The 21742-nt window shown below is 68.0% G+C and carries 20 protein-coding genes; 2 read left to right on the forward strand and 18 right to left on the reverse strand.

The window, feature by feature from the left end; translation table 11 throughout:
* Positions 1-58 precede the first annotated feature (58 nt).
* The 15 genes from ACEL_RS08000 to ftsY form a co-directional block, all read right to left on the reverse strand.
* A complete protein-coding gene (locus ACEL_RS08000) occupies positions 59-370 on the reverse strand; it encodes a DUF2469 domain-containing protein (RefSeq protein WP_011720388.1) in 312 nt (103 codons plus the stop codon).
* A complete protein-coding gene (locus tag ACEL_RS08005; protein WP_011720389.1) occupies positions 367-1290 on the reverse strand; it encodes a ribonuclease HII in 924 nt (307 codons plus the stop codon). Before ACEL_RS08005 ends, ACEL_RS08000 begins: the two co-directional genes overlap by 4 nt.
* A gap of 83 nt (positions 1291-1373) precedes the next feature.
* Positions 1374-2726 carry a hypothetical protein gene (locus ACEL_RS11565; RefSeq protein WP_049751452.1) on the reverse strand — a complete coding sequence of 451 codons (1353 nt, stop codon included), beginning with the start codon at positions 2724-2726 and terminating at the stop codon, positions 1374-1376.
* Positions 2727-2895: 169 nt separating this feature from the next.
* On the reverse strand, positions 2896-4041 hold the full coding sequence (gene lepB, locus ACEL_RS08015) for a signal peptidase I (RefSeq protein ID WP_083760643.1): 1146 nt from the start codon (positions 4039-4041) through the stop codon (positions 2896-2898).
* A gap of 35 nt (positions 4042-4076) precedes the next feature.
* Positions 4077-4442 (reverse strand): 50S ribosomal protein L19, encoded by a 366-nt coding sequence (rplS, locus tag ACEL_RS08020; protein ID WP_011720392.1) that lies wholly within the window; start codon positions 4440-4442, stop codon positions 4077-4079.
* A gap of 54 nt (positions 4443-4496) precedes the next feature.
* Complete coding sequence (trmD, locus tag ACEL_RS08025; protein ID WP_011720393.1) at positions 4497-5357, reverse strand: tRNA (guanosine(37)-N1)-methyltransferase TrmD; 861 nt, start codon at positions 5355-5357, stop codon at positions 4497-4499.
* 5 nt (positions 5358-5362) lie between these two features.
* A complete protein-coding gene (rimM, locus tag ACEL_RS08030) occupies positions 5363-5866 on the reverse strand; it encodes a ribosome maturation factor RimM (RefSeq protein WP_041835625.1) in 504 nt (167 codons plus the stop codon).
* Between the two features lie 23 nt (positions 5867-5889).
* Positions 5890-6180 (reverse strand): RNA-binding protein, encoded by a 291-nt coding sequence (locus ACEL_RS08035; RefSeq protein ID WP_011720395.1) that lies wholly within the window; start codon positions 6178-6180, stop codon positions 5890-5892.
* Positions 6161-6685, reverse strand: coding sequence for a 30S ribosomal protein S16 (rpsP, locus tag ACEL_RS08040; RefSeq protein WP_011720396.1), 525 nt, complete (start codon positions 6683-6685; stop codon positions 6161-6163). The genes ACEL_RS08035 and rpsP overlap by 20 nt, the downstream gene beginning before the upstream one ends.
* Before the next feature lie 123 nt (positions 6686-6808).
* Entirely contained in the window at positions 6809-7897 is a 1089-nt protein-coding gene (locus ACEL_RS08045; protein WP_011720397.1) for an amidohydrolase family protein, read from the reverse strand.
* Positions 7894-9549 (reverse strand): signal recognition particle protein, encoded by a 1656-nt coding sequence (gene ffh / locus ACEL_RS08050; RefSeq protein WP_011720398.1) that lies wholly within the window; start codon positions 9547-9549, stop codon positions 7894-7896. Before ffh ends, ACEL_RS08045 begins: the two co-directional genes overlap by 4 nt.
* Positions 9550-9558: 9 nt before the next feature.
* Entirely contained in the window at positions 9559-11874 is a 2316-nt protein-coding gene (locus ACEL_RS08055; protein WP_011720399.1) for a [protein-PII] uridylyltransferase, read from the reverse strand.
* Positions 11871-12209 carry a P-II family nitrogen regulator gene (locus ACEL_RS08060; RefSeq protein WP_011720400.1) on the reverse strand — a complete coding sequence of 113 codons (339 nt, stop codon included), beginning with the start codon at positions 12207-12209 and terminating at the stop codon, positions 11871-11873. The genes ACEL_RS08055 and ACEL_RS08060 overlap by 4 nt, the downstream gene beginning before the upstream one ends.
* Entirely contained in the window at positions 12206-13504 is a 1299-nt protein-coding gene (locus ACEL_RS08065) for an ammonium transporter (RefSeq protein WP_011720401.1), read from the reverse strand. The genes ACEL_RS08060 and ACEL_RS08065 overlap by 4 nt, the downstream gene beginning before the upstream one ends.
* A 170-nt stretch (positions 13505-13674) precedes the next feature.
* Positions 13675-14916, reverse strand: a complete 1242-nt coding sequence (ftsY, locus tag ACEL_RS08070; protein ID WP_011720402.1) for a signal recognition particle-docking protein FtsY — start codon at positions 14914-14916, stop codon at positions 13675-13677.
* A 234-nt stretch (positions 14917-15150) separates the two neighbouring features.
* On the opposite strand from ftsY, the gene ACEL_RS08075 reads away from it, so the two are divergent.
* Positions 15151-16581, forward strand: coding sequence for a putative T7SS-secreted protein (locus ACEL_RS08075; protein WP_041835020.1), 1431 nt, complete (start codon positions 15151-15153; stop codon positions 16579-16581).
* 9 nt (positions 16582-16590) lie between these two features.
* The gene (locus tag ACEL_RS08080; protein WP_011720404.1) at positions 16591-17031 is read left to right on the forward strand and encodes a hypothetical protein; all 441 of its coding nucleotides are present in this window, start codon (positions 16591-16593) and stop codon (positions 17029-17031) included.
* A gap of 17 nt (positions 17032-17048) precedes the next feature.
* Here ACEL_RS08080 and smc read toward each other — a convergent pair whose 3' ends face one another.
* The 3 genes from smc to ACEL_RS08095 form a co-directional block, all read right to left on the reverse strand.
* On the reverse strand, positions 17049-20615 hold the full coding sequence (smc, locus tag ACEL_RS08085) for a chromosome segregation protein SMC (RefSeq protein ID WP_011720405.1): 3567 nt from the start codon (positions 20613-20615) through the stop codon (positions 17049-17051).
* 132 nt (positions 20616-20747) lie between these two features.
* Positions 20748-20951 (reverse strand): hypothetical protein, encoded by a 204-nt coding sequence (locus tag ACEL_RS08090; protein ID WP_011720406.1) that lies wholly within the window; start codon positions 20949-20951, stop codon positions 20748-20750.
* A 444-nt stretch (positions 20952-21395) separates the two neighbouring features.
* Positions 21396-21713, reverse strand: a complete 318-nt coding sequence (locus tag ACEL_RS08095) for an acylphosphatase (protein ID WP_011720407.1) — start codon at positions 21711-21713, stop codon at positions 21396-21398.
* Positions 21714-21742: the final 29 nt, after the last annotated feature.

Here is a 21742-nt window from a genome sequence, read left to right on the forward strand (position 1 = left end):
GGTGACCGCGCGTTGGACGCCGCGGTCTCCCGCACGGCTGGCGCCGTTGACCGACGGTTCAGCCCCCGCTGGGAATCTGGAGATCGCTCTTGGCCAATTCCTCGATGTTGACGTCCTTGAACGTTACGACTTTCACATTCTTCACCAAACGCTGCGGGCGGTACATATCCCAGACCCAGGCGTCCGACATGGTGATTTCGAAGAAAACATCACCGCCTGCATTGCGCACTTCGAGGTTGTACTCGTTGGTGAGGTAGAAGCGCCGCTCAGTCTCGATCACGTAGCGGAACAAGCCGACGACGTCCCGATACTCCCGGTAGAGCTGGAGCTCCATGTCGGTTTCGTAGTTTTCGAGATCCTCGGCACTCATGGGATCTCCAGCAGCTCGGCGGGACGGGACACGTCCCCATTGTCGCGCAGGTCAGCCGCACGATTCTGATCGACAAGCCGGCCAGCCGGCCCCGCCGCCGCGGGACGAGCCGCCGCGGACGCGGCCCCGGCCGAGCCCGCCGGGCCGGGCACTGCCTCAGCCGGGCCGGATGCGAAGCCAGGAGAGTCGTCGGAGTCGGCCAGCTCGGTGATTCGCAGCTCCATCCGGCCCCCAGCCCGGCGGACGGTCACGAACGAGCGCCGGTGTTCCGGGCACGGTCCGTGGCGGGCGAGCGCAGCGCGGTGTCCCGCGGTCACATACCCCTTATGGGTAGCGAACTCGTACATCGGGAACTTTTCGTGCAATTCCACCATGAGTCGATCCCGGGTCACCTTCGCCACGACGGACGCGGCTGCAATGCACGCGACGGCCTCGTCACCCTTGCAGACCGCTAGGCCGGGAGCGTTCAATCCCGCGATGGAGAAGCCGTCCGTGAGAACGTACGCGGGCCGGACCGCAAGGCCGGCGACCGCCCGGCGCATCCCGGTGATGTTGGCTGCGTGCACCCCCAACTCGTCGACTTCGGAGGAGGGAATCACCACAACCGACCACGCTAGTGCCCGGGAGATGATCTCGTTGTAGATCGACTCGCGTGCAGCGGGAGTGAGCTGCTTGGAGTCCGCCAACCCGGCGATGCGGTTCCGCCGATCGCTCCCCAGAATCACGGCCGCGACGACGAGGGGACCGGCGCACGCGCCTCTGCCGGCTTCGTCCACCCCGGCGACCGGTTCGAGACCAAGCCGAGCCAGCCGTCGCTCGTAGCGGTAGAGATCGACAAGTCGGTGACGCTCAGCTGCGCAGGATCGACGCTCGCTGCGCACCCGCGCAGGCCCAAGCCGCGCAGTCGTCGACGCTCCCATCGGATACACCCTAGGCGACGCGGTCCCGGGCGTGCTCACGGTCGGCGCGGACGGAGCGGCGTCCAGTCGGCGCGCAAAGCGCCCTACGCCATCGGCAGGACAAGTTCGAACCGCCACCGCGTCCCCGTCCATGGATACAACGCCACCACGACCTGTCCCGGCGGGGCCGCGGAACGCGAGGTGACCTCATCGTGGACGATACGTGGATAAATACTCGTCCAATTTTCCAGAATGTGCCGGAGAACCACATCGAGACCGTCACCGCAGGTGCGCAGCTCATACGTCAGCCAATCGAAAATCTCTTGGGCGAGGTCCTTGGTGCGCGTCGGCTTCCACCACTCAAAGTCAAGGCCGCAGTACATAAAGTCAGTGCCTAAAACGTAGGAAGCCGCTAAAATACTGACGGAATCGTTAGAGCCGACGCCTGACACACGCCCAAGTTGCAGCCCACTGCCCTGCCCCGCCGCATTGCCGGCACCAACAGCAGCTGGAACTTCTTTATAACCCAGAACGCCGCAGAGAAAATCACGAAATTCAGCACGTGCGGTCTGCAGATCCACGCGACGTCCTGCGAGGGTATTCAGCAACGAACCCAGTTCCCAGGTAGCAAAATGCCCGTACCGCGCGCTGAACACTCCAACCTCGGTCAGCCGAAAGCGGTCGTCAAAGTCGAGGAGCACATAGCCCACCAGTTGCAACAGAGTTCTCATCGTGATCGTCGATTCCGCGGAGGTCTTGAGTTCAAGCAGCAGCCCGGCCGCGATGAGATCTGCGTCGGCGGCAAGAAGTTGGGAGCCGGTAAAGACCGGTCCAAGTGCCCACTCGCCGACACGATCCGAAAGCCGGGGGAGGAGCACGGTGTCGAAAAGGTGTCGGAAGGCGATCAGCTGCTCGATACCCGCAGGAGGTGCCAGCAACAAAAGGTCCGCTGCAGTAGGGAGCTGGCCGCGCAGTTGAGCAAGCGGACCGCTGCGCGCTACCGTCGGACCAGCACGGTACACCTCGGTCAGGAGGGCCAACGCCCAGCACGCTCGGGCCAACACCTCCGCGTCGACCACACTCCCCGGGATAGGTCCTGCGAACACAGCCGCGTGGTCGCCGTTCGCACCCACGAATGGAACATCGAGGCGCCGAGCCAGGTCAATCAGAGCCGGGCAGAGAATGAGTCCCCCGTTTCCGGCAATGACAGCACCGCCGCGCGCCACCGAAAGATCCGGCTGTGGATGGATGAGAAACCGCAGGAGCCAGTCAGCGGCGGTCCCCACCGTGCCGGGATTGACCGCGGCGGCGGGTGCTGGCGGAACGACGATGTCTCGAGGCCGGGTCGCTCGAATAGCTCGCTGCACCTGCGGCACCCCAGCGCCATACCGCTCCTGGAGAAAGCGCCGCACCGGCGAACCGGTCGTCTTGAGCTCTTGCGTCAGTGACCGAAACATCTCGGGCCTTTCGTCGGTAGCACACCAAGAACGCACCGCCGAAGTAAAGGAATCGGCTGCTGATTTCTCCGTCATTAGGCTGGTCGGCTACGCCTGTCACCGCAGGTACCCGTCTCATGCGTCCGCCACACCGCGGAAAGCGCCCTGCTCAGCACCGGCATTGCCAGCCTCAGCGGCTGCCCCGTCGGTGTACCCGAGGATGCGCGCATCGGCGCCGCAGCCGCAGGACGCCGACCGGTGTGACCGCGAGGACGCCGATGGCCAGGGGCAGTGCCGACGGCATCGGCCGAACCTCACCAGCCGCCACCGCAGCCGCATTCGGAATCGCGTGATAGCCCGGCGGAATCGAGAGCAGCCGCCAATGGCTCGGGGGCCAGACGACGACAAACGCCCTGCCAATGATCTTGCTCTCTGGGATGGTTCCGCCGCCGGGATCGCCGCGATGCGCTCGGGAATCGGCGGAATTGTCCCGGTGATCACCTTCCACCCAGACCCGCCCGGGTGGTACGACGATGTCGAACCGGCTGCCCGGCCCGCTCAAATTCACCTGCGTCGTCGCGGGCTGCGCCGGCTCGCCCGACGACAAGTAGTTCTCCTGCAGCGGAACACCGTTCACCAGCAGGTGCCCGACCGCATCGCAACACTGGATGTGGTCACCCGGCACACCGATCACCCGTTTGATGAAATCCCGTTCCCCGGGGGGCGCAAAGCCGAGAAAACCGCCGATGTCGCGAATAACACGCGCCACCGGATTGCTCGGAGTCGCTGTGGAAACCTCCGGCGTCCAGGAATCCTCGCCGTTGAAGACGATGATTTGCCCACGCTGCACGTGACCGACCTTGTACGAAAGGAGGTTCACGATGACGCGATCGCCGACGTGCAGGGTGTTCTCCATCGACCCGGACGGAATGTAAAAGGCCTGAAAGAAAAATGTGTGAACGACCACCGCAATGACAAGGGCGACCACGAACAGCAGCCCGGTCTCCGCCCACCACGGCAGCCGGTTCTTCTTCGCCGCCCGTCGGCGACGTCGGTCCGACGCCGGCCGTTGACTGAACCCTGTCAGCCGCCCGCCACCGGATGCCGGCGGTTGACTGCTCGACACCGCTCGTGCTCCACCGGCCGCCGTCCGATCGGCATCGACACCGGAGTGTCGGTCACCGACAACAGCTCCCCCGCCATCGGGAAGCCCGCCATCGGGAAGGGATTGCGCGGTGCCGTGAATGGATCCCGTGTCGCTGGGGAAGGAACGTGCGCTGTCGGGAGCGGACGGCGACGCCGGCCAGGGCGGCGGGGGGACGTCCCGTCCTGGCATCTCCTCGACCACGCGAACCTACCCGACCACCCTCGTCAGGCTTCGGTGGTCTCGCGGTTCTCCCGCTTCTCGCGAATCTTGGCTGCCTTGCCCCGCAGGTCGCGCAGATAGTACAGCTTGGCCCGCCGGACATGACCACGGGTGACGACTTCGATCTTCTCGATCACCGGGGTGTGCACCGGAAACGTGCGCTCGACCCCGACACCGAAACTCACCTTCCGCACGGTGAAGGTCTCCCGCACCCCGCTGCCTTGGCGGCGGATCACCACACCCTGGAAGACCTGCACCCGCGACCGGTTGCCTTCCACCACACGGACGTGCACCTTCAGCGTGTCGCCCGGCCGAAAATCGGGGATGTCGGTGCGCAACGACGAAGCGTCGACGGTATCGAGCGTGTGCATCTCGTCCTGCCTGATCTCGGGCTGCCGTAGCGCCGGAAACAAACGATGGCCGCTCTAGTGTGCCACAGCGGCATCCGATGGCGATGTCCCGGGCGGCCCTTCCGCCTGTGAACCCGCGGCGCCGGCCGGTGGCGGCGTCTCGGCACTCCGTCCGGCATGCAGTCGCGCCTCGGCCGCCAACGCCTCCTCGTGCGGCGTCAGACTCCCCGGTGGCAGTGCGTCGAGCAACTCGGGTCGCCGGACCGCTGTCCGGCGGATCGCTTGCTCGCGTCGCCACCGCGCAATCGCGGCATGGTTCCCGGACAGGAGCACCTCCGGAACCTCGAGTCCGCGCCACACCGCCGGTTTGGTGTACGCCGGACCCTCGAGGAGCCCCTGCGCGTGGGAGTCGTCGAGCACGGACGCCTGGTTGCCGACGACGCCGGGGAGAAGCCGGGCGACCGCCTCAACGATGACGAGGGTGGCGGCTTCGCCGCCGGCGAGCACGTAATCGCCGATGGACACTTCCTCGACGCGCATGTGCCGACGTGCATCGAGGAGCACCCGCTCGTCGATCCCCTCGTACCGGCCGCAGGCGAATGCCAGCCACGGCTCAGCCGCGTACCGCTCCGCAGCCCGTTGCGTGAGCAATTCGCCCGCCGGGGTCGGGACGATCAGGAGCGGCGCGTCAACACCAAGCCGGGCCGCCTCGGCGCGAACGGCGTCCAGCGTCTCGCCCCACGGTTCAGGCCGCATCACCATCCCCGGGCCGCCGCCGTACGGGGTGTCATCGACCGTGCGATGCGGGTCATGGGTGAAGTCACGCAAGTCCCACAGGTGGACGTCGAGGACGCCGCGGGCGCGGGCCTTGCCGATCAGGGAGAGCTCAAGCGGCCGGAAGTACTCCGGAAAGATCGAGACGATGTCGACGTGCATTGCCGTCACAACTCGAGGAGGCCGGGCGGCGGGTCGATCCGCAACCGGCGTTGGTCGACGTCCACCTCGGGAACCAGCGCGGCGACAAATGGCACGAACGCGTCGCCGTCCGCCGATCGCTCGATCGCCAGGACGTCTTGTCCCGGCAGGTGCAGGACCTCGCGGACGACCCCAATCTCTTGGCCGGTCACCGTTTCGACCCGCATGCCGATGAGCTGGTAGTCGTAGTACTCCTCCGGATCCTCCGGTCGCACCCGCTCGTCGACCTCGGCAAAGAGGACCCGGCCGCGCAAGTCCTCGGCCGTCGTCCGGTCGTCGATCCCGGCGAATCGGACGAGCAGCCGGCCGGAGTGCCACCGGGTTCGCTGGACGGTCAGCGTCACACCGGTGTCGGTCGTCAGGACCGCCCCGGCGGCAAACCGGCGGTCGGGATCGTCGGTACGCACCTGGACCCCCACCTCACCGTGGACGCCGTGCGCGCGAGTGATCCTTCCGACGGCGACCCGCACGGTGGTCTCCTCCGGCGAATCCGTCACTCGTCCCCGGCGTCCACGACCTCAACCCGCGCGCCGGGACCACCCAACGCCGCCATCACGGTCCGCAGCGCACGGGCGGTCCGGCCGGCCCGGCCGATCACCTTGCCGAGGTCGTCTGGGTGCACGTGCACCTCGAGTGTCGGGCCGCGACGGCCAGGCCGTCCGTGGACGTCGACGGCATCCGGATGAGCGACGATCCCGCGGACAAGGTGGGCCAACGCCTGCTCGAGAACCTCCGGCGCGACGGGCGACGCGGCGCGCGGCTGGCTACGCGGACGGGGTGGCATCGGTGGTGGCGTCCTGCGACTCGGCGGCCGTCGAGGCGCCGCCCGCCGGTTCGTCGGCGGAGGCTGCCGCGTCAGGCGCAGCCTCAGCGGCCGGGGTGGTCTCCGCACCCTTGTCGTGCTTGCCCGACCGCTTCCGCGACGTCGTCGCCTCAGCCCGCGGCTCACCCGCCGCCTCCTTAGCCGCAGCTTCGAAAAGCGCCTTCTTGTCCGGTTTCGGCGGCGCAGTCTTCATCGGCGGCGGAGCTGGTTCGCCGGTGAACCGCTGCCAATCGCCAGTCACCTTCAGCAACGCCTTGACCGGCTCAGTCGGCTGGGCGCCGACCGAGAGCCAGTACGCCACCCGCTCACTGTTCACCCGGATCAGGGAGGGTTCCTGCTTCGGGTCGTACTGGCCGATCTCTTCGATAGCGCGGCCGTCCCGTTTGGTCCGGGCGTCAGCCACGACGATGCGGTAGTAGGGTGCGCGGATTTTGCCCATCCGGGTCAGTCTGATCTTTACTGCCACGGCTCTCGCCTGCTCCAAATCTCTTCGTCGGGACGAATGCCTCGTGGGGGAAGGCGGGGACGACGACCCGGGCGAGGAGAGGGCTCGCGCGGATCCGGCGCCTCATTCTGCCAGACGCGGGCGTCAGCGGATGAGGGTGCCACGGACGACGATCCGCCGCGGGTATCGCAGGACGCCCAGGTCCCGGCGTGGATCGTCCTCGTACACGACCAGGTCGGCCGGGCCGCCCTCAACGACGCCGGGCAGACCCAGCCACTCGCGGGCAGCCCACGAACCCGCCGCCAGGACCTCCTGGGTGGTGAGCCCGATCTCGCGAAGGGCGAGCATCTCGTCAACAACGAGACCGTGCGGGAGCACGCCCCCAGCGTCGGTGCCGACGTACAGCGGGATTCCGGCGTCCCGGGCGGCCCGGAGCCGCTCGGCGGCCGACCGTTTCAGCGCGCGCATCCGTGCGGCGTACACCGGGTACTTCGTTGCCCGGTCAGCGATCGCATCGAAGGTGGCGATGTTGACGAGGGTGGGGACGACGGCGATCGGACGGCGTGCCACCTCGTCGATCACCTCAGCGGTCAGGCCGGTGCCGTGTTCGATGGAGTCGACGCCGGCGGCAACGACGTCCGGGAGAACCTCCTCCCCGAACGCGTGCACCGCAACCCGCGCGCCCAACTCATGCGCCCGGCGCACCGCAGCGGCCAACACGTCCGCGGGCCAACACGGCGCCAAATCGCCGACACTGCGGTCGATCCAATCGACGACGATCTTCACCCAGCCGGGCCCGTGGCCGCCCCCGCGCTGCGCTTGGGCTTCGACGGTGGCGACGAGCTGCTCCGGCTCCACCTCGACGGCGTACCCCTTGAGATAGCGGCGGGTTCGGGCGATGTGCCGGCCGGCATGGATGATCCGCGGCAGGGTGGGATCGTCGTCCAGTTCGGCGTACCGGACCGGCGAGCCGGCGTCCCGGAGGAGAAGAGCCCCTCGGTCTCGATCCGCAACCGCCTGGGCCCGGCTGGTCGCCAGGTCAACCGGCCCGTTGGCGTCCAGCCCGACATGGCAGTGCGCGTCGACCAAGCCCGGGAGGGCGTAACCGCCGTCAGCGATGGTGGTGACGTCGAGATGGGAGGGCCGGGTGAAGGTGAATCGGCCGTCGACGACATAGAGGTCACGCACGTCACCACCGGGCAGGACGGTCACCCGCAGGTGATATGCGGTCAATCGGCGTCCTCCGAATCGCGCCGGATCGGCGGCTTGCGGGTCGACGCTTCCGGCGACGCCGCCCCGTCGGAAGGTCCTGAACCGCCAGGAAGGGTGAGGCCGGGAAGGCCCGAGCCGCCGGGAAGACCGAAACCACCCGGGATTCCGGGGCGGCCGGGAAATCCAAGACCGCCGGGAAATCCAAGACCGCCGAGACCGCCGGGCACGCCGCCTGGCAAACCGCCGAGGCCGCTGGGCAGGCCCTGCGCCGTGCCCGGCCTGGCTGCGACCGGACGGCCGCCCTTTTTCTTGCCGCCCTTCTTGTTCTTTGAGGATTTCGTCGCCTTCGTCGTCCGGCGCATGCCGGGAATACCCATGCCGGCGAATTGCTTCATCATTTTTCGGGCCTCGAAGAAACGCTCCACGAGGCTGTTGACCTCGGCCACGGTCGTTCCGGAACCGCGTGCGATTCGAGCCCGCCGTGAACCGTTGAGAATTTTCGGATCCGCGCGCTCCTCAGGAGTCATCGACCGGATAATCGCGGTGACCCGGTCGAGATCCCGGTCGTCAATGTGGGCGATCGCGTCTTTGAATTGACCCATTCCGGGAAGCATGCCGAGGATATTGGCGATCGGCCCCATTTTCCGCACGGCGGTCATCTGCTCGAGAAAATCGTCGAGGGTCAGCTCGCCGGCGGTGATTCTCTGCGCCGCCCGTTCGGCTTGTTCGGCATCGAAGGCGGCCTGCGCCTGCTCGATAAGAGTGAGGACGTCGCCCATGCCGAGGATGCGGGAAGCCATCCGCTCCGGATGAAAGACGTCGAAATCGTCGAGCTTTTCACCCGTGCTGGCGAAAAGGATTTGTTTTCCGGTCACGGACGCCACGGAGAGCGCCGCACCGCCGCGGGCGTCGCCGTCCAGTTTGGTGAGGATGACGCCGTCGAAACCGACGCCGTCGAGGAACGCCCGGGCGGTGGTGACGGCGTCCTGACCCACCATCGCATCGACGACAAAGAGAATTTCGTCCGGCTCGGTCGCGTCGCGGATCTCCATTGCTTGGCGCATCATGTCCTCGTCGACACCGAGCCGGCCGGCGGTGTCAATGACGACAATGTCGTGCAGGCGGCGGCGGGCGAATTCCACGCCGCGGCGGGCGACGTCCACCGGATCGCCGACCCCGCTGCCGGGTTCCGGTGCGAACACCGGCACCTCGGCACGGGCGCCGAGCACCTGCAGCTGCTCGACGGCATTCGGTCGCTGCAGGTCGGCGGCGACAAGAACCGGTGTGTGACCCTGCTTGGCAAGCCAGCGCCCGAGCTTGGCGGCAACGGTGGTTTTCCCTGAGCCCTGCAGACCAGCCAGCAGGATCACGCTCGGCGGGTTCTTCGCGAACCGCAGGCGCCGGGCCTGACCGCCGAGAATCCGGATCAGCTCTTCGTTGACGATGGAAATGACCTGCTGCGCGGGGTTGAGCGCCCGGGAAAGCTCGGCGCTCCGGGCCCGTTCCCGCACCCCGGACAGGAAATCCCGGACGACCGGCAGGGCGACGTCGGCCTCCAACAGCGCGAGGCGGATCTCACGCAACGTGGCGTCGATATCGGCCTCAGAAAGGCGGCCTTTGCCACGAAGGGTCTTGAAGACGGCTTCCAGTCTGTCGGCCAGTGCCTCGAACACGGGTCGAGCCTACCGGCGTCCATCCAGAAGCGCGGTTTCCAGGGCTCGCCGAACCTCCTCGGCGGCCGCCTCCGAGAGCGGCTTGCCCGCGGTGTCCGTGACGTAGAAGACGTCGACCGCGTCCGCACCCAGTGTCTCGACCTGCGCAAGCCGCACGTCCAGGCCGTGATCCGAAAGAATCCGGGCGATGGTGAAGAGCAGTCCCGGTCGGTCATGGGCGCGGACCTCGAACACGGTGGCGTCCGCCGAGGCGGCGGGGAGCAGGACGACGGGCGGCGGGGCCGCCGGCTGGCGCTGCGCCGCGCCGGCCGACCGGCGGGCAAGGGCTGCGGAGAGGTCGAGCGATCCGTCGAGCGCCCGGCGCAAGTCCTCGCGCAGGCGATCGGGATCGATCTCAGCGAGGTACTCCGGCTCCACATCAAAGACCGTGACCGCCGTCGAGTCGATCGAGGTGGCCCGCGCGGCCCGGACGCCGAGCCGGTGAAGCGCGAGCACCCCGGCACTGCGCCAGAGGAGCCCTGGCTGATCCGGGGCAACGACGATGAGGCGCCCGCCGTCGGCGGCGACGGCCAGCTGCCCCCGTTCGACGGCCGCCCGGACCGCCGCCGGGATCTCCACTGTCGGTCGCTGTGGTGCCTGCCCGGCCAGCGAGGCCCGGACCCGTCGAACCAGTTCCCCGACAAGGCGGGCTCGCCAGGTGTCCCATACTCCCGTCGCCCGGCTGTCCGCTTCGGCCAGGGCGTACAGCAAGTCGAGCAGGGCAGCCGACCCGACCTGCTCCGCGACTGACGTGATGGTCGCGGGATCGTCGAGATCGCGTCGCAGCGCGGTCTGCGGCAGGAGGAGATGCAACCGGACCATCGTCGCGACAGCCTCGGTGTCCGCGGCGGAGAATCCCATCCGCGCGCAGATCGTCCGTGCGACAGCGGCCCCGCGTTCGGCGTGATCGTCACCGGACCGGCGTGCGCCGGACCACGCAGCCCCACCAGGACCGTCCGGTCCGCCGATGAAACCCTTGCCGATGTCATGCAAGAGCGCACCAACGAGGAGCAGGTCGGGGCGGGCCACCCGCCGCGTGAGGGCCGCGGCTTCGATGACGGTCTCCACCAGGTGCCGGTCGACAGTAAATCGATGCAACGGATGCCGCTGCCGTTGATAGCGGACCGCCTGCCACTCCGGCAGCAGCCGACTCCACACGCCGGCCTGGTCCAGCCCCTCGATCACGTGCAGTGCGGGCCGACCCGCGCCCAGTAGGGCGACGAATGCGTCCCTCGCCTGCGCCGGCCACGGGGTCGGGAGGGGCGGCGTGTGTGCCGCGAGGGTGGCGATGGTCGGCGGCGCGAGCGGCAGGTCCGCCTGTGCGGCTGCAGCGGCAGCCCGCACGAGGAGGGTCGGATCGCGTCTCGGGTCAGCACCGCGGGCCAGCACGACCTCGCCGTCCTGTTCGACGACCCCGTCGGCAAGGGGACGACGCGGCGACCGCGGACGCCGGCGCAGTGAACCGTTCACCGCCCGCCAGGTCGCGTCCATCGCGTACGCAATGGTCCGGCCGGCAGCGGCGACGACCCGCAACAGCTCGTCGGAGCCGGCCAGACCAAGCCGCTCGGCAACCGCGGACTGCTCTTGGACGACGAGCCGAGTCGTCGGGCGACCGGTGACCTCTTGCAAGACGTCCCGGATCGCCAGCAACTGACGGTAGGCGGCCCGGGCCGCTGGTCCCGGGCCCGCAGCGACCCAGGCGGCGGCAATCGCTTCGAGCGCATCGACGTCGCGTAGTCCCCCTCGTGCTTCCTTGAGGTCCGGCTCGATGAGGAAGGCGACGTCGCCGTACCTCTCGGCACGTTCCGCGCACATGGCCGCAAGCGCCGGCAGCCGCGTCGGCGCGTCGGCGCGCCACCGGCGGAGCACCTGTTCGCGGACGGTGGGCACGAGTGCGGGGTCACCGCGGAGCGTCCGGGCATGCAGGAGGCCGAGGAGGACCCGAAGGTCACTCGCCGCCACTGCCAGGGTTTCGGAGATCGTGCGGACCGAGTGGTCCAGCCGTTGGCCGGCGTCCCAGATTGGATACCAGATCCGTTCGGCAATCCGCTCGACGTCGTCCCGTCCGGTGTGCAGCAGGACGACGTCCAGGTCGCTGCCAGGGCCAAGCTCCCGGCGGCCGTAACCGCCGACAGCCACGAGCGCCAGGCCGGCGGAATTGCCGGCCACCGCGGCGTCAAAGAGCGCGGCGAGCCAAGCGTCCCTCGCCACGGTCCGCTGGTGACGGGCCGCGTCGAGGGACGCCACCACCTCCGCCGATAGCGCGACGCCGGCGTGGTCCGTCACAGCGCAGCGACGCCTCGCTCGCCGGTGCGAACCCGCACCACCGTCTCGACGGGGATGCTCCAGACCTTGCCGTCGCCGATTTTGCCGGTCTGGGCGGCTTTCACGATGACGTCGATGACATCCTCGGCGTCGGCATCATCGACCAGTACCTCGATCCGCACCTTTGGGACCAGGTCGACTTCGTACTCCGCGCCGCGGTACACCTCGGTGTGGCCGCGTTGCCGGCCGTATCCGCTCGCTTCGCTCACGGTCATGCCGGTGACGCCGAAGGCTTCGAGCGCGGTTTTAACGTCATCCAGTTTGAAGGGTTTGACGACTGCCGTGATGAGTTTCATGCGTCCACCTTTGCCCGAGACGTGGTGACCACCGCGGGAACCGAGGCATGGGTAGCCGGCGCACCGAAGTCGTAGGCCGATTCGGCGTGCAGGTTGATGTCGAGTCCTTCGAGTTCGACGTCCCTGCTGACCCGCAGACCCATGATGAGGTCAATCACCTTCGCGATGATGAGGGTGAGGACGAAATCGTAGGCGAGGACAGCGCCGACGCCCATTGCTTGACGGCCGAGTTGCAGGAACCCACCACCGTAGAAGAGCCCATTGTGCCCGTTGATTGCCGCGTCGCCGAGAAATCCGATGGAGAGCGCGCCGACGACGCCGCCGACCAGGTGAACGGCGAACACGTCCAGCGAATCGTCGATGCGCGCCTTGAATTTCAGGGACACGGCGAGGGCACAGATGACCCCCGCGGCGACGCCGACCGCGATCGCACCGAGCGGGCTGACGAAGGCGCACGCCGGCGTAATCGCGACGAGACCGGCGACGAGACCGGAAGCAGCCCCGAGCGTCGTAGGCCGACCGTCGCGGATGCGCTCGACGACGAGCCAGCCGAGCATCGCCGCGGCGGTCGCCACGATCGTGTTGACGAGCGCGAAGCCGGCGATTTGATCGGCGGCAAGCTCACTTCCCGCATTGAAACCGAGCCAACCGAACCAGAGAAGCCCGGCACCGAGCAGCACGAACGGCACGTTGTGCGGACGCATGCGTTCTTTAGGCCAGCCGATCCGCTTCCCCAGCACGAGGGTGAGCGCTACTCCCGCCGCTCCCGCATTGATGTGGACGACGGTTCCGCCGGCGAAGTCCTCCACGGAGTGGCGGGCCAACCACCCATTGCCCCAGACCCAGTGGGCGATGGGAGCGTAAACCAGGATCGACCAGACCGTGACGAACACGAGGAACGGCCCAAACCGCAAACGGTCGGCGCTCGCACCGGTGATGAGGGCGGCGGTGATGATGGCAAAGGTGATCTGGAAAGCGGCGATGACGGTGGTCGGCACACCGTTGCCGCTCGACCATAGGTCACCGCCGTGCCGCAGGCCGAAGTAGGTCGCCGCGTCGCCGATGAATCCGCCGAGTTTGTCCGGGCCAAAGGCGATGCTGAACAAATCGACGACCCACAGGACACTGACGATGCCCATGCAGATGAAGTTCTGCATCAGCATGGCAAGCACATTCTTGGCTCGCACCATTCCGCCGTAGAAGAAGGCGAGACCTGGTGTCATGAGGAGAACCAGCGCGGTCGCTGCGAGCATCCACGCCGTATTTCCCCAGTTGAGGCCGGTTTTCGGATCCATCGTTCTCCCGTCGTGTCGGTTGTGGCTGTGGCGGATAGGCTCGGCGCGGCGGTGATCCGGGGACGCCGGGCACCGGCCGCGCGATGGAATCGTCAGCACAACCGTGTCGGAGGCTCGTTACCGGCGGCAGCCGTGCGTGTTTCGAACAGGTCAAAGGATCCGGCGCGGCGTTACGGGGAGGTAAACGCCTCCGGGACACCGAGCAAGGCGTCCACGAAGGCCGCCGGATCGAACGGCGCAAGGTCGTCCGGGCCTTCGCCGAGACCGACAAGCTTGACCGGGATGCCTAACTCACGCTGCACGGAAATGACGATGCCGCCCTTGGCGGTGCCGTCCAGTTTTGTCAGCACAACACCGGTGACGGCGACGACGTCGGTGAAGACACGCGCTTGCGTGAGACCGTTCTGGCCGGTGGTGGCGTCGAGAACGAGGAGAACTTCACTGACCGGACACCGCCGTTCCACGACGCGCTTGACCTTGCCGAGCTCATCCATGAGACCCGTCTTGGTGTGCAGCCGCCCGGCGGTGTCAATGACGACGACGTCCGCCTCCTGCTCGATCGCCACCCGGACGGCGTCGAAAGCGACCGATGCCGGGTCGGCCCGTTCCGCACCCCGCACGACGGGGACCCCTACCCGCCGTCCCCAGGTCTCGAGTTGATCCGCGGCGGCGGCCCGGAAGGTGTCGGCAGCCCCGAGAACGACGCTCCGTCCGTCGGCGACGAGGAGCCGCGCGAGCTTGCCGACGGTCGTCGTCTTCCCGGTTCCGTTGACCCCGACGACCAAAACGACGGCGGGTCCTGCGGCGGTCCGCGTCGTCGCCAAGGATCGGTCCAGCCCGGCGTCGACGGTATCAAGCAGGCTGCGACGCAGCATGGCGCGGACGTCGTCCGGTGACCGGACACCCATGACCTTCGCCTCAGTGCGCAACCGCTCGACAAGTTCGGTGGTCGCGGCGACGCCGACATCGGCGGTGAGCAGCAGGTCTTCGATCTCCTGCCACGTTGCGTCGTCCAGCCGTTCCCGGCTCAGCAAGGCGAAAAGGCCGCGACCGAGCACGGATTCGGAGCGCGCCAGGCGGGATCGAAGCCGAATCATCCGGCCGGCTGCGACGGCGGGGACGTCCCGCTCGTCGCCCGCCGCGGCAGCGGATTCCGCCACTGCAGCTGCGGATTCCGCCTCCGGCGCCGCGGCCGGCGCCACGGCCGGCTCGGCCTGCTGGGCCTGCTGGACGGCCGGCGCGGCCTCCTGGGCGACCGGCTCAGCCTGCCGGGTGGCAGGCGTGGCCGGCGTGGCCGGCGGTGCGCCGGCGCCGGCGCCCCGCGGGCGACGCCCGGCGCGTACGCCGAGGTAAACCGCCCCAGCCGCGAGGAGGACGACAATCCCGATCAACGCTGCAATGAGCCACACCACGGACGAAGTCTCCCATGCCGGACTGTCGGTGCCGTGCCATTGTCCGCCCGGCTATGCCATCCGGCAGGGCGCGCGTTGGGCACCGTGCCGCCCGGTTGAGCCCTTGCGGCAGCTCGCATTCCCTGCCGCCCGGTTGCGGCTGTCCAGCACCTCGCATTCCCTGCCGCCCGGTTGTCCACAAGCGGCGGTTGCGTGAACTGCAGCACAACCGTTCTGCCACTACCGTTCCGCGACATGACCGACAATCCGCCGCCCATTTCCGGCGACCCGCACGCCATCGCCGAAACCGCCCGTCGCCTCATCGCGGCCGCGACCGGCGTGTCCGACGTCGGGCAACGCCTGCATTTCCTTGCTGCGACAGACAATTTCTGGTGGGGTACCGCGGCGGAGCGTGCGCACGATCGGACGCTTCACCTCGCCGCACCGCTGACCGTCGTTGCGGAGGCGTATCGCGCCGGCGGGAAGGTGCTGCGGCGCTACGCCATCCAATTGGACGACCTCCAGCACGAAGCCGAACGCGCCCAGCGTCGGGTCAGCCAGGCGGAAAGCGACGTGGCGGCGGCCCGCCACGCGCTCACGAGTGCCCTCGCGCACGATGCCGCAACCCGATCCGTCGCATGGGGACTGGGGGTTCCACCGCCGCCGGCCACCGCGCCGCGGTACAGCGCAGCCGTGACGGACGCCGAACACCAGCTCGCCGCCGCGAAAGAGCAGTTCACGTCCTGTCAAGAGAAATTTGCAGAATTGGCGCGGTCCACCGCACGCCGATTGGACAACCTCCAACCGCCGGCACGCGACCACCGTCCGTGGTGGCACACCGTCACTCACCCGATGGCCCACTGGATTTCCCATCACTGGGCACACTTTCTCCGGCAGACCGCGCGGCTTGCCCAGAGCATCGGCACGGTCGCCGGTGTTGTCGCCCTGCTTCTCGCGGCGGTGGCCATCGCCTTTCCACCGCTGGAAATCGCAGCCGGCGCCACGGAAGCCCTTGCCGCCGTCAGTAACACAACAGCGGGCGTCGCCCGGGCCGCTGTCGAGCTCTCCGAACCCACCGGCCGAACGGCGGGACTGGTGGACCTGGCGACCGTCAGTCTTCCCGGCCCGGCGCGGCGCATCGTCGCGAAAACCGGCGTCGGCCGGCTGGAAGCACCGACGCATCTCGCCATCAGGCGGCCGCCACCGCCGTCGCGGGACATCCCCCTCGGGTTCCGCAATCGAGACGAATTCGCCGCATTTGGCGAGAGATTACAACGCGGATTAGCTGAGGCCGGGTATCCTAACGCGGTGGCAATCATGCAAGGGAGTTCGGTGACCGGCGTCAGCTTCCGGACGAAGGAGCCGTTCGACGTCGGACGCCGCAGCGATTTCGATATCGCGTTGTGCGACGAGTCGCTGTTCCGCGCAGCAAAACATCACGGTGTTGATCTGCGCGCCTATGAGCGGACCGCTCCATTGAAAGCCCGAAAGAAAGAGAGCGTCGAGATCGCCCGACAGCTTGGCCTTGACGGACTCCAGCGCGAGCTCAGCGCCCGGGCCCGCCGCGACGTGGACTTCATGATTTTCCGGTATACCGGGACGGCGCTCATTCGGGCGCAGAGTATTCCTTTTCCGCCGTGGCGGGACCGGGTGCTCGGCCCGTCGCAACCGACACGATTCCAGTGAGGACGACGCATGACCACACGGACTTCGCGCCGGACGCATCTCGCCGACGTGTACGGCGCATTCGGCGACGCATCGGGAGCATGGGATCTCGCCCTGGTCGGCATGGGACGGGTGCTGCAGATCCTGGAGACCCAACTTGGCCTCAGCTTCGAGGCGCATGACAGCTCGTACTGCAACGGCCTGTACTTTGCGCAGTGCGGACCGGACGAATCGTTCTCCGTGACGGTCTACAACAATGCGCCCTTCGACGACCTCGAGGAGATCGTGCATCTCCAATTCGCCGACTTTCCGGTCGTTATCAACGTGTCCGGAGATCCCGCGGCGGTCGAACGGATTCGCCACCATTTCCGCGAACTCGGATACACGCTGCTGACACGCACGACCGTCGTAGAGTCCGATGACCCGCCGCAGGACGCCTCCGACGACGACCGCTCTCGGACGCCGCAGTGAGGCGGAGCGACGGACGCCTACGCCGGCTGCGGTTCGAGGTCCCGGTCCCGCAACCGCTGACTGATGACCGTTGAGACACCGTCGCCGCGCATCGAAATACCGTACAACGCGTCGGCGATTTCCATCGTCGGTTGCTGGTGCGTGACGATGATGAGTTGACTGCTCTCCCGCAACTCTTCGAAAATGTCCAACATCCGACGAAGATTCGTCTCGTCGAGGGCGGCTTCCACCTCATCGACGACGTAGAACGGGCTGGGCCGTGCCTTGAAGAGCGCGACCAGGAATGCGAGTGCGGTCAGTGACCGTTCGCCGCCGGAGAGCAGCGACAGACGCTTCACTTTCTTCCCCGCCGGCCGGGCTTCAATGTCGATACCGGTGGCGAGCAGGTCATTCGGCTCGGTGAGCACCAGGCGTCCCTCACCGCCGGGGAACAATCGTGCAAACACCTGCTCGAATTCCCGCGCGGTGTCCGCAAACGCCGACGCAAAGACCTCCTGCACCCGCTCATCCACCTCACGGACGATTTCCAGCAAATCACGCCTGCTCTTCTTCAGGTCTTCGAGCTGCTCGCTGAGAAAACGGTGGCGTTCCTCGAGCGCTGCGAATTCCTCCAAGGCCAGCGGATTCACCTTGCCGAGCGCAGCGAGGGCGCGTTCGGCCGACCGGGCCCGCTTTTCTTGTTCGGCCCGCACGTACGGGACAGTCTCGACGGCGTCCGTCTCACCGTCGGTTGCATCGGTCTCGGCCGCGACCGGCACCGGAACATGCGGACCATATTCCGCGACCAGCGTGTCCGCGTCGACGCCGAATTCCTCCATTGCCCGCCCGGTGACCTGCTCCATCCGCAGCCGCAGTTCGGCGCGGGCCACCTCGTCACGGTGCACGGCATCCGTCAACTTCTCGAGTTCGTCACCGACTGCACGCAACTCGTCCCGGACCCGGGCAAGCTCCGCCTCCCGGGCGGCACGGTCATCATCCGCGACGCGCCGCTCGGCGTCCGCCTCGGTCAACGACCGCTCCAGCCGGCGCAGAATCACCCGCGAAGCCTGGGCCACCGCGGCTGCGACGACCGCCTCACGTCGCCGCACTTCCCGCTGCCGGGCCGCCCGAATCCGAGCCGCCCGTTCCGCCTGTGCTGCAGCGGACAGCTCCTCAGCCCGCTGCAACGCCGCCCGATAGCGTTCGTTCGCCGTGCCAACGGCAAGCCGTGCCTCAGTTTCTTCGGCGCGTGCGTCCGCGACAAGCTCTGCCAGCCGATCCCGCTCCTCCGCCGAGGGTTCTTCGGGGACGTCGTCCGCCTCTTGGGCGGCCGCAAGGGCGCGCTCCAATTCGGCAAGCCGCTCCCGATCCCGCTCGTTGGCCTCCCGGGCCTGCGCAATGGAACCGGCAAGCCGATCCGCTTCGGCCATTGCGGCCCGCGCCTGCGCTCCGAGGTGGCCAAGCTGCTCGGCAATAGCGGCCATGGCGGCGTCCGACTCGTGGAGTTGGGCAAGCGCGGCGTCCGCCGCAGCCGCGGCCTGTTCACGGGCCTGTTCCGCCGCGGCTATCTCGAACCGAAGCTGGTGCTGGCGTGCGACCACCTCGTCCAGCTGGCGGCGTGCATCGTCCAGGGCGGCCTGGACCTCCAAGAGGGACGGCGCTGTCGCTGACCCACCGGCAGCCTCGGCGGCGGCCAGCAGGTCACCGTCCCGCGTGACGACGCGAAGGCCGGGGTGCCGGGTCACGAGCGCGTGCGCAGTCTGCAGGTCGTCGACGACGACAACGTTGCGGAGCAGAACGTCCAGCGTGCCGCGGAATTCGGGTGCGGCATCGACGAGATCCCGTAACCAGCGGCCATCCGGCGGTGCTGTACCGGCATGCCCGGATTCGGGCAATCCTCCGATCAATAGGGAGGTACGACCCGCGTCCTCTTCCTTGAGCCGCCGCATGCCGGCGAGTGCTGCGTCGACCGAGGTGACAGCGACGCCGTTGGCGACATCCCCAAGGACGGCGGCCAACGCGGCCTCGTAGCCGGCCTCGATCCGCAGCGTGCGGGCGACGGCACCCACCGTCCCCGGTACGGCGGCATCAAGCAGCGCCGCGGCACCGTCCTTGCGAGTCGCACTCAGCGCAAGCGCATCCACCCGAGCCGCGAGCGAGGCGCGCGCCCGCTCAAGCTCCCGTTCGCGCTCTCGAAGCGCCGCCAGCCGTTCCTCCGCCGCGGTCAGCGCCTCCGCCGCCCGTTCGTAGTCGGCATCCAGTCCGACTTCCCCTTCGTCGAGACCGGCGATCTGGCTTTCCAGTGCCTGAAATTCCTGCTGCGCCCGGTCCGCACGGGCCCGCGCCTCAGCAGCGGCGGCGGCAAGCCGGCCGATCTCCTCCTCACCGGCCGCGACCCGAGTCCGCTGCGCAGCGACCTGGCCGGCCAGCCGGGCCAGCGTCTCCCGCCGATCCGCAGCCGCCCGCAGCGCGAGGGCGAAGCGCTGCTCCTCGGTGGCGAGCGCGGCTTCCGCCGCACGCCGGCGTTCACTCGCCTCGGCGAGCGCCGCCCGCAAGGCGGTCAGCTCGACGTCCAGCTGCCCGGCTTCCGCGCGTGCCGCCGCAGCCTCGGCGTCCAACTGCTCGGCGTCCCGCCCCTGCCAGGTCTCCTCCTGCGCCAATCGGGCCTGCCGACACCGTTCCGCCGCAAGCTCGGCGGTTCCCCGGAGCCGTTCCCGCAGCGACGACAACCGGTACCACGTCTGCTGCGCGGCCGCGGACCGGTGGGCATCGGTCGACAGGGCCGCTTCCAATTCCGTTTCGCGTGCGCGCAACCGGCGCACATGTTGTTCCAATTCGTCGCGGCGGGCACGGGCGGCGTTCTCGTCAGCGATGTCCCGTTCGAGCTCCGCCCGCAGCGTGACCAAATCATCAGCAAGCAGACGCAACCGGGCATCGCGGAGATCGGCTTGGATGCGCGCGGCCTTCCGCGCCGTTTCCGCCTGCCGGCCAAGGGGACCGAGTTGGCGCCGCAATTCCGTGGTGAGGTCAGCGAGCCGGGTCAGATTCGCCTGCATCGCTTCGAGCTTGCGCAGGGCCTTTTCTTTGCGCTTGCGGTGTTTGAGGACTCCGGCGGCCTCCTCGATGAAGCCGCGTCGTTCTTCCGGGGTGGCGTGCAGGACCTCCTCGAGCTGCCCCTGCCCGACGATCACGTGCATCTCCCGGCCGATGCCGGAATCCGAGAGGAGCTCTTGAATATCGAGCAGCCGGCAGGGACGGCCGTTGATGGCGTACTCCGAGCCACCGTTCCGGAACATGATCCGGCTGAGGGTGACTTCGGAGTACTCAATAGGCAGCGCACCGTCGGAATTGTCGATGGTGACGACGACCTCGGCCCGGCCCAGCGGCGGACGGGACGCCGTCCCCGCAAAGATCACGTCCTCCATCTTGCCGCCGCGGAGGCTCTTCGCCCCCTGCTCACCCATCACCCACGCCAGCGCGTCAACGATGTTGGATTTGCCGGACCCATTGGGTCCGACGACACAGGTGATGCCCGGTTCGAAGCGCAAGGTGGTTGTGGACGCAAAAGACTTGAAGCCGCGCAGCGTGAGGCTCTTCAGATACACGACGGGCGCTCCCACCTGGGCAGATCAACCGACGGTTCGGAGCCTATCGCCTGGCCACACGAACCCCGGCCCTCGACACGACAACGGGACGCCGACCCGCAGCGTCCCGTCGCAGCTTGCGTCTGAGGTGGCTCAGCTGAGCACCGGCTCCGCTTCGCTCACCGAGATCGTGACAATCTCGTCGTCCTTGGCCCGCAGCGCAGCTAATTCTTCGTTAGCCGCTTGCAGGCGCAAGCACTCCTCTTCTAGGTCACGGATCCGCTGTTGCAGTCGGCGCATCTCCGACAGCAACCGGGGATCCGGACCGCCGAGATGGCCGAGAAGCGCCTTCGCCATGGAGGTCCTCCAATGAATACCGGCTTCGATAGCAGGTGACGCGATCGCGTCGTTGCGTACCGATTCAGCGGTATGTGCTGGTAGATGTACTCAGGGTCGCACCCCGGGGGCGCCTGGGTCAACCCTTGAGTCACGTTTTCATTACGAGAGTATCTCACCCACGCGCACCGCGGGTCTATACCACCCGGACGGCGTAATGCATGGCACTTCAGTACCGTGCCGGACGGGGGTCGGCACCGGCCCCTCACCCCGGCCCACTGCGTCGGTCCCTCGGCACCGGCCCCTCACCCCGGCCCCTCGAACCGGTGCGCCGAGCCGGCCGGCCGGGACGCCAGGCCCGTCCGGCGGTCCGCCTGAGCCGGGGTCACCGTCTAGGACGCCGTCACGCTGGGGCGAAACCGAGCAGCCACCGGCGGCGCGACCCGCACGACTGCACCCGGTCAATCACGCTTGGGTGAAACCGGAATAGCCGCCCCGCGCCGTCGACCACTCCGCGGTAACACCTGCGACAAAACCCGGCCGCCCATGCCGGGGGACGCCGCTCAGCAGCTCGAGAAGTTCCGCGCATCGCTCCCGCGGTCCCTCGGCGACCACTTCCACCCGGCTGTCTGGGAGATTTCGCGCGACCCCGGTCAACCCGAGTTCCAGGGCACGAGCCCGGACCCACCACCGGAAGCCGACGCCCTGCACCCGACCCCGAACCCAGGCCGTCAACCGCACCTGCTCGCAAGCCTGGACATCCGGTCGCGCGACGTCCGTCATTGGACCTCCTTTCCCCAAACGGTTTCTCC

The organism is Acidothermus cellulolyticus 11B (assembly GCF_000015025.1).
Taxonomy (GTDB): domain Bacteria; phylum Actinomycetota; class Actinomycetes; order Acidothermales; family Acidothermaceae; genus Acidothermus; species Acidothermus cellulolyticus.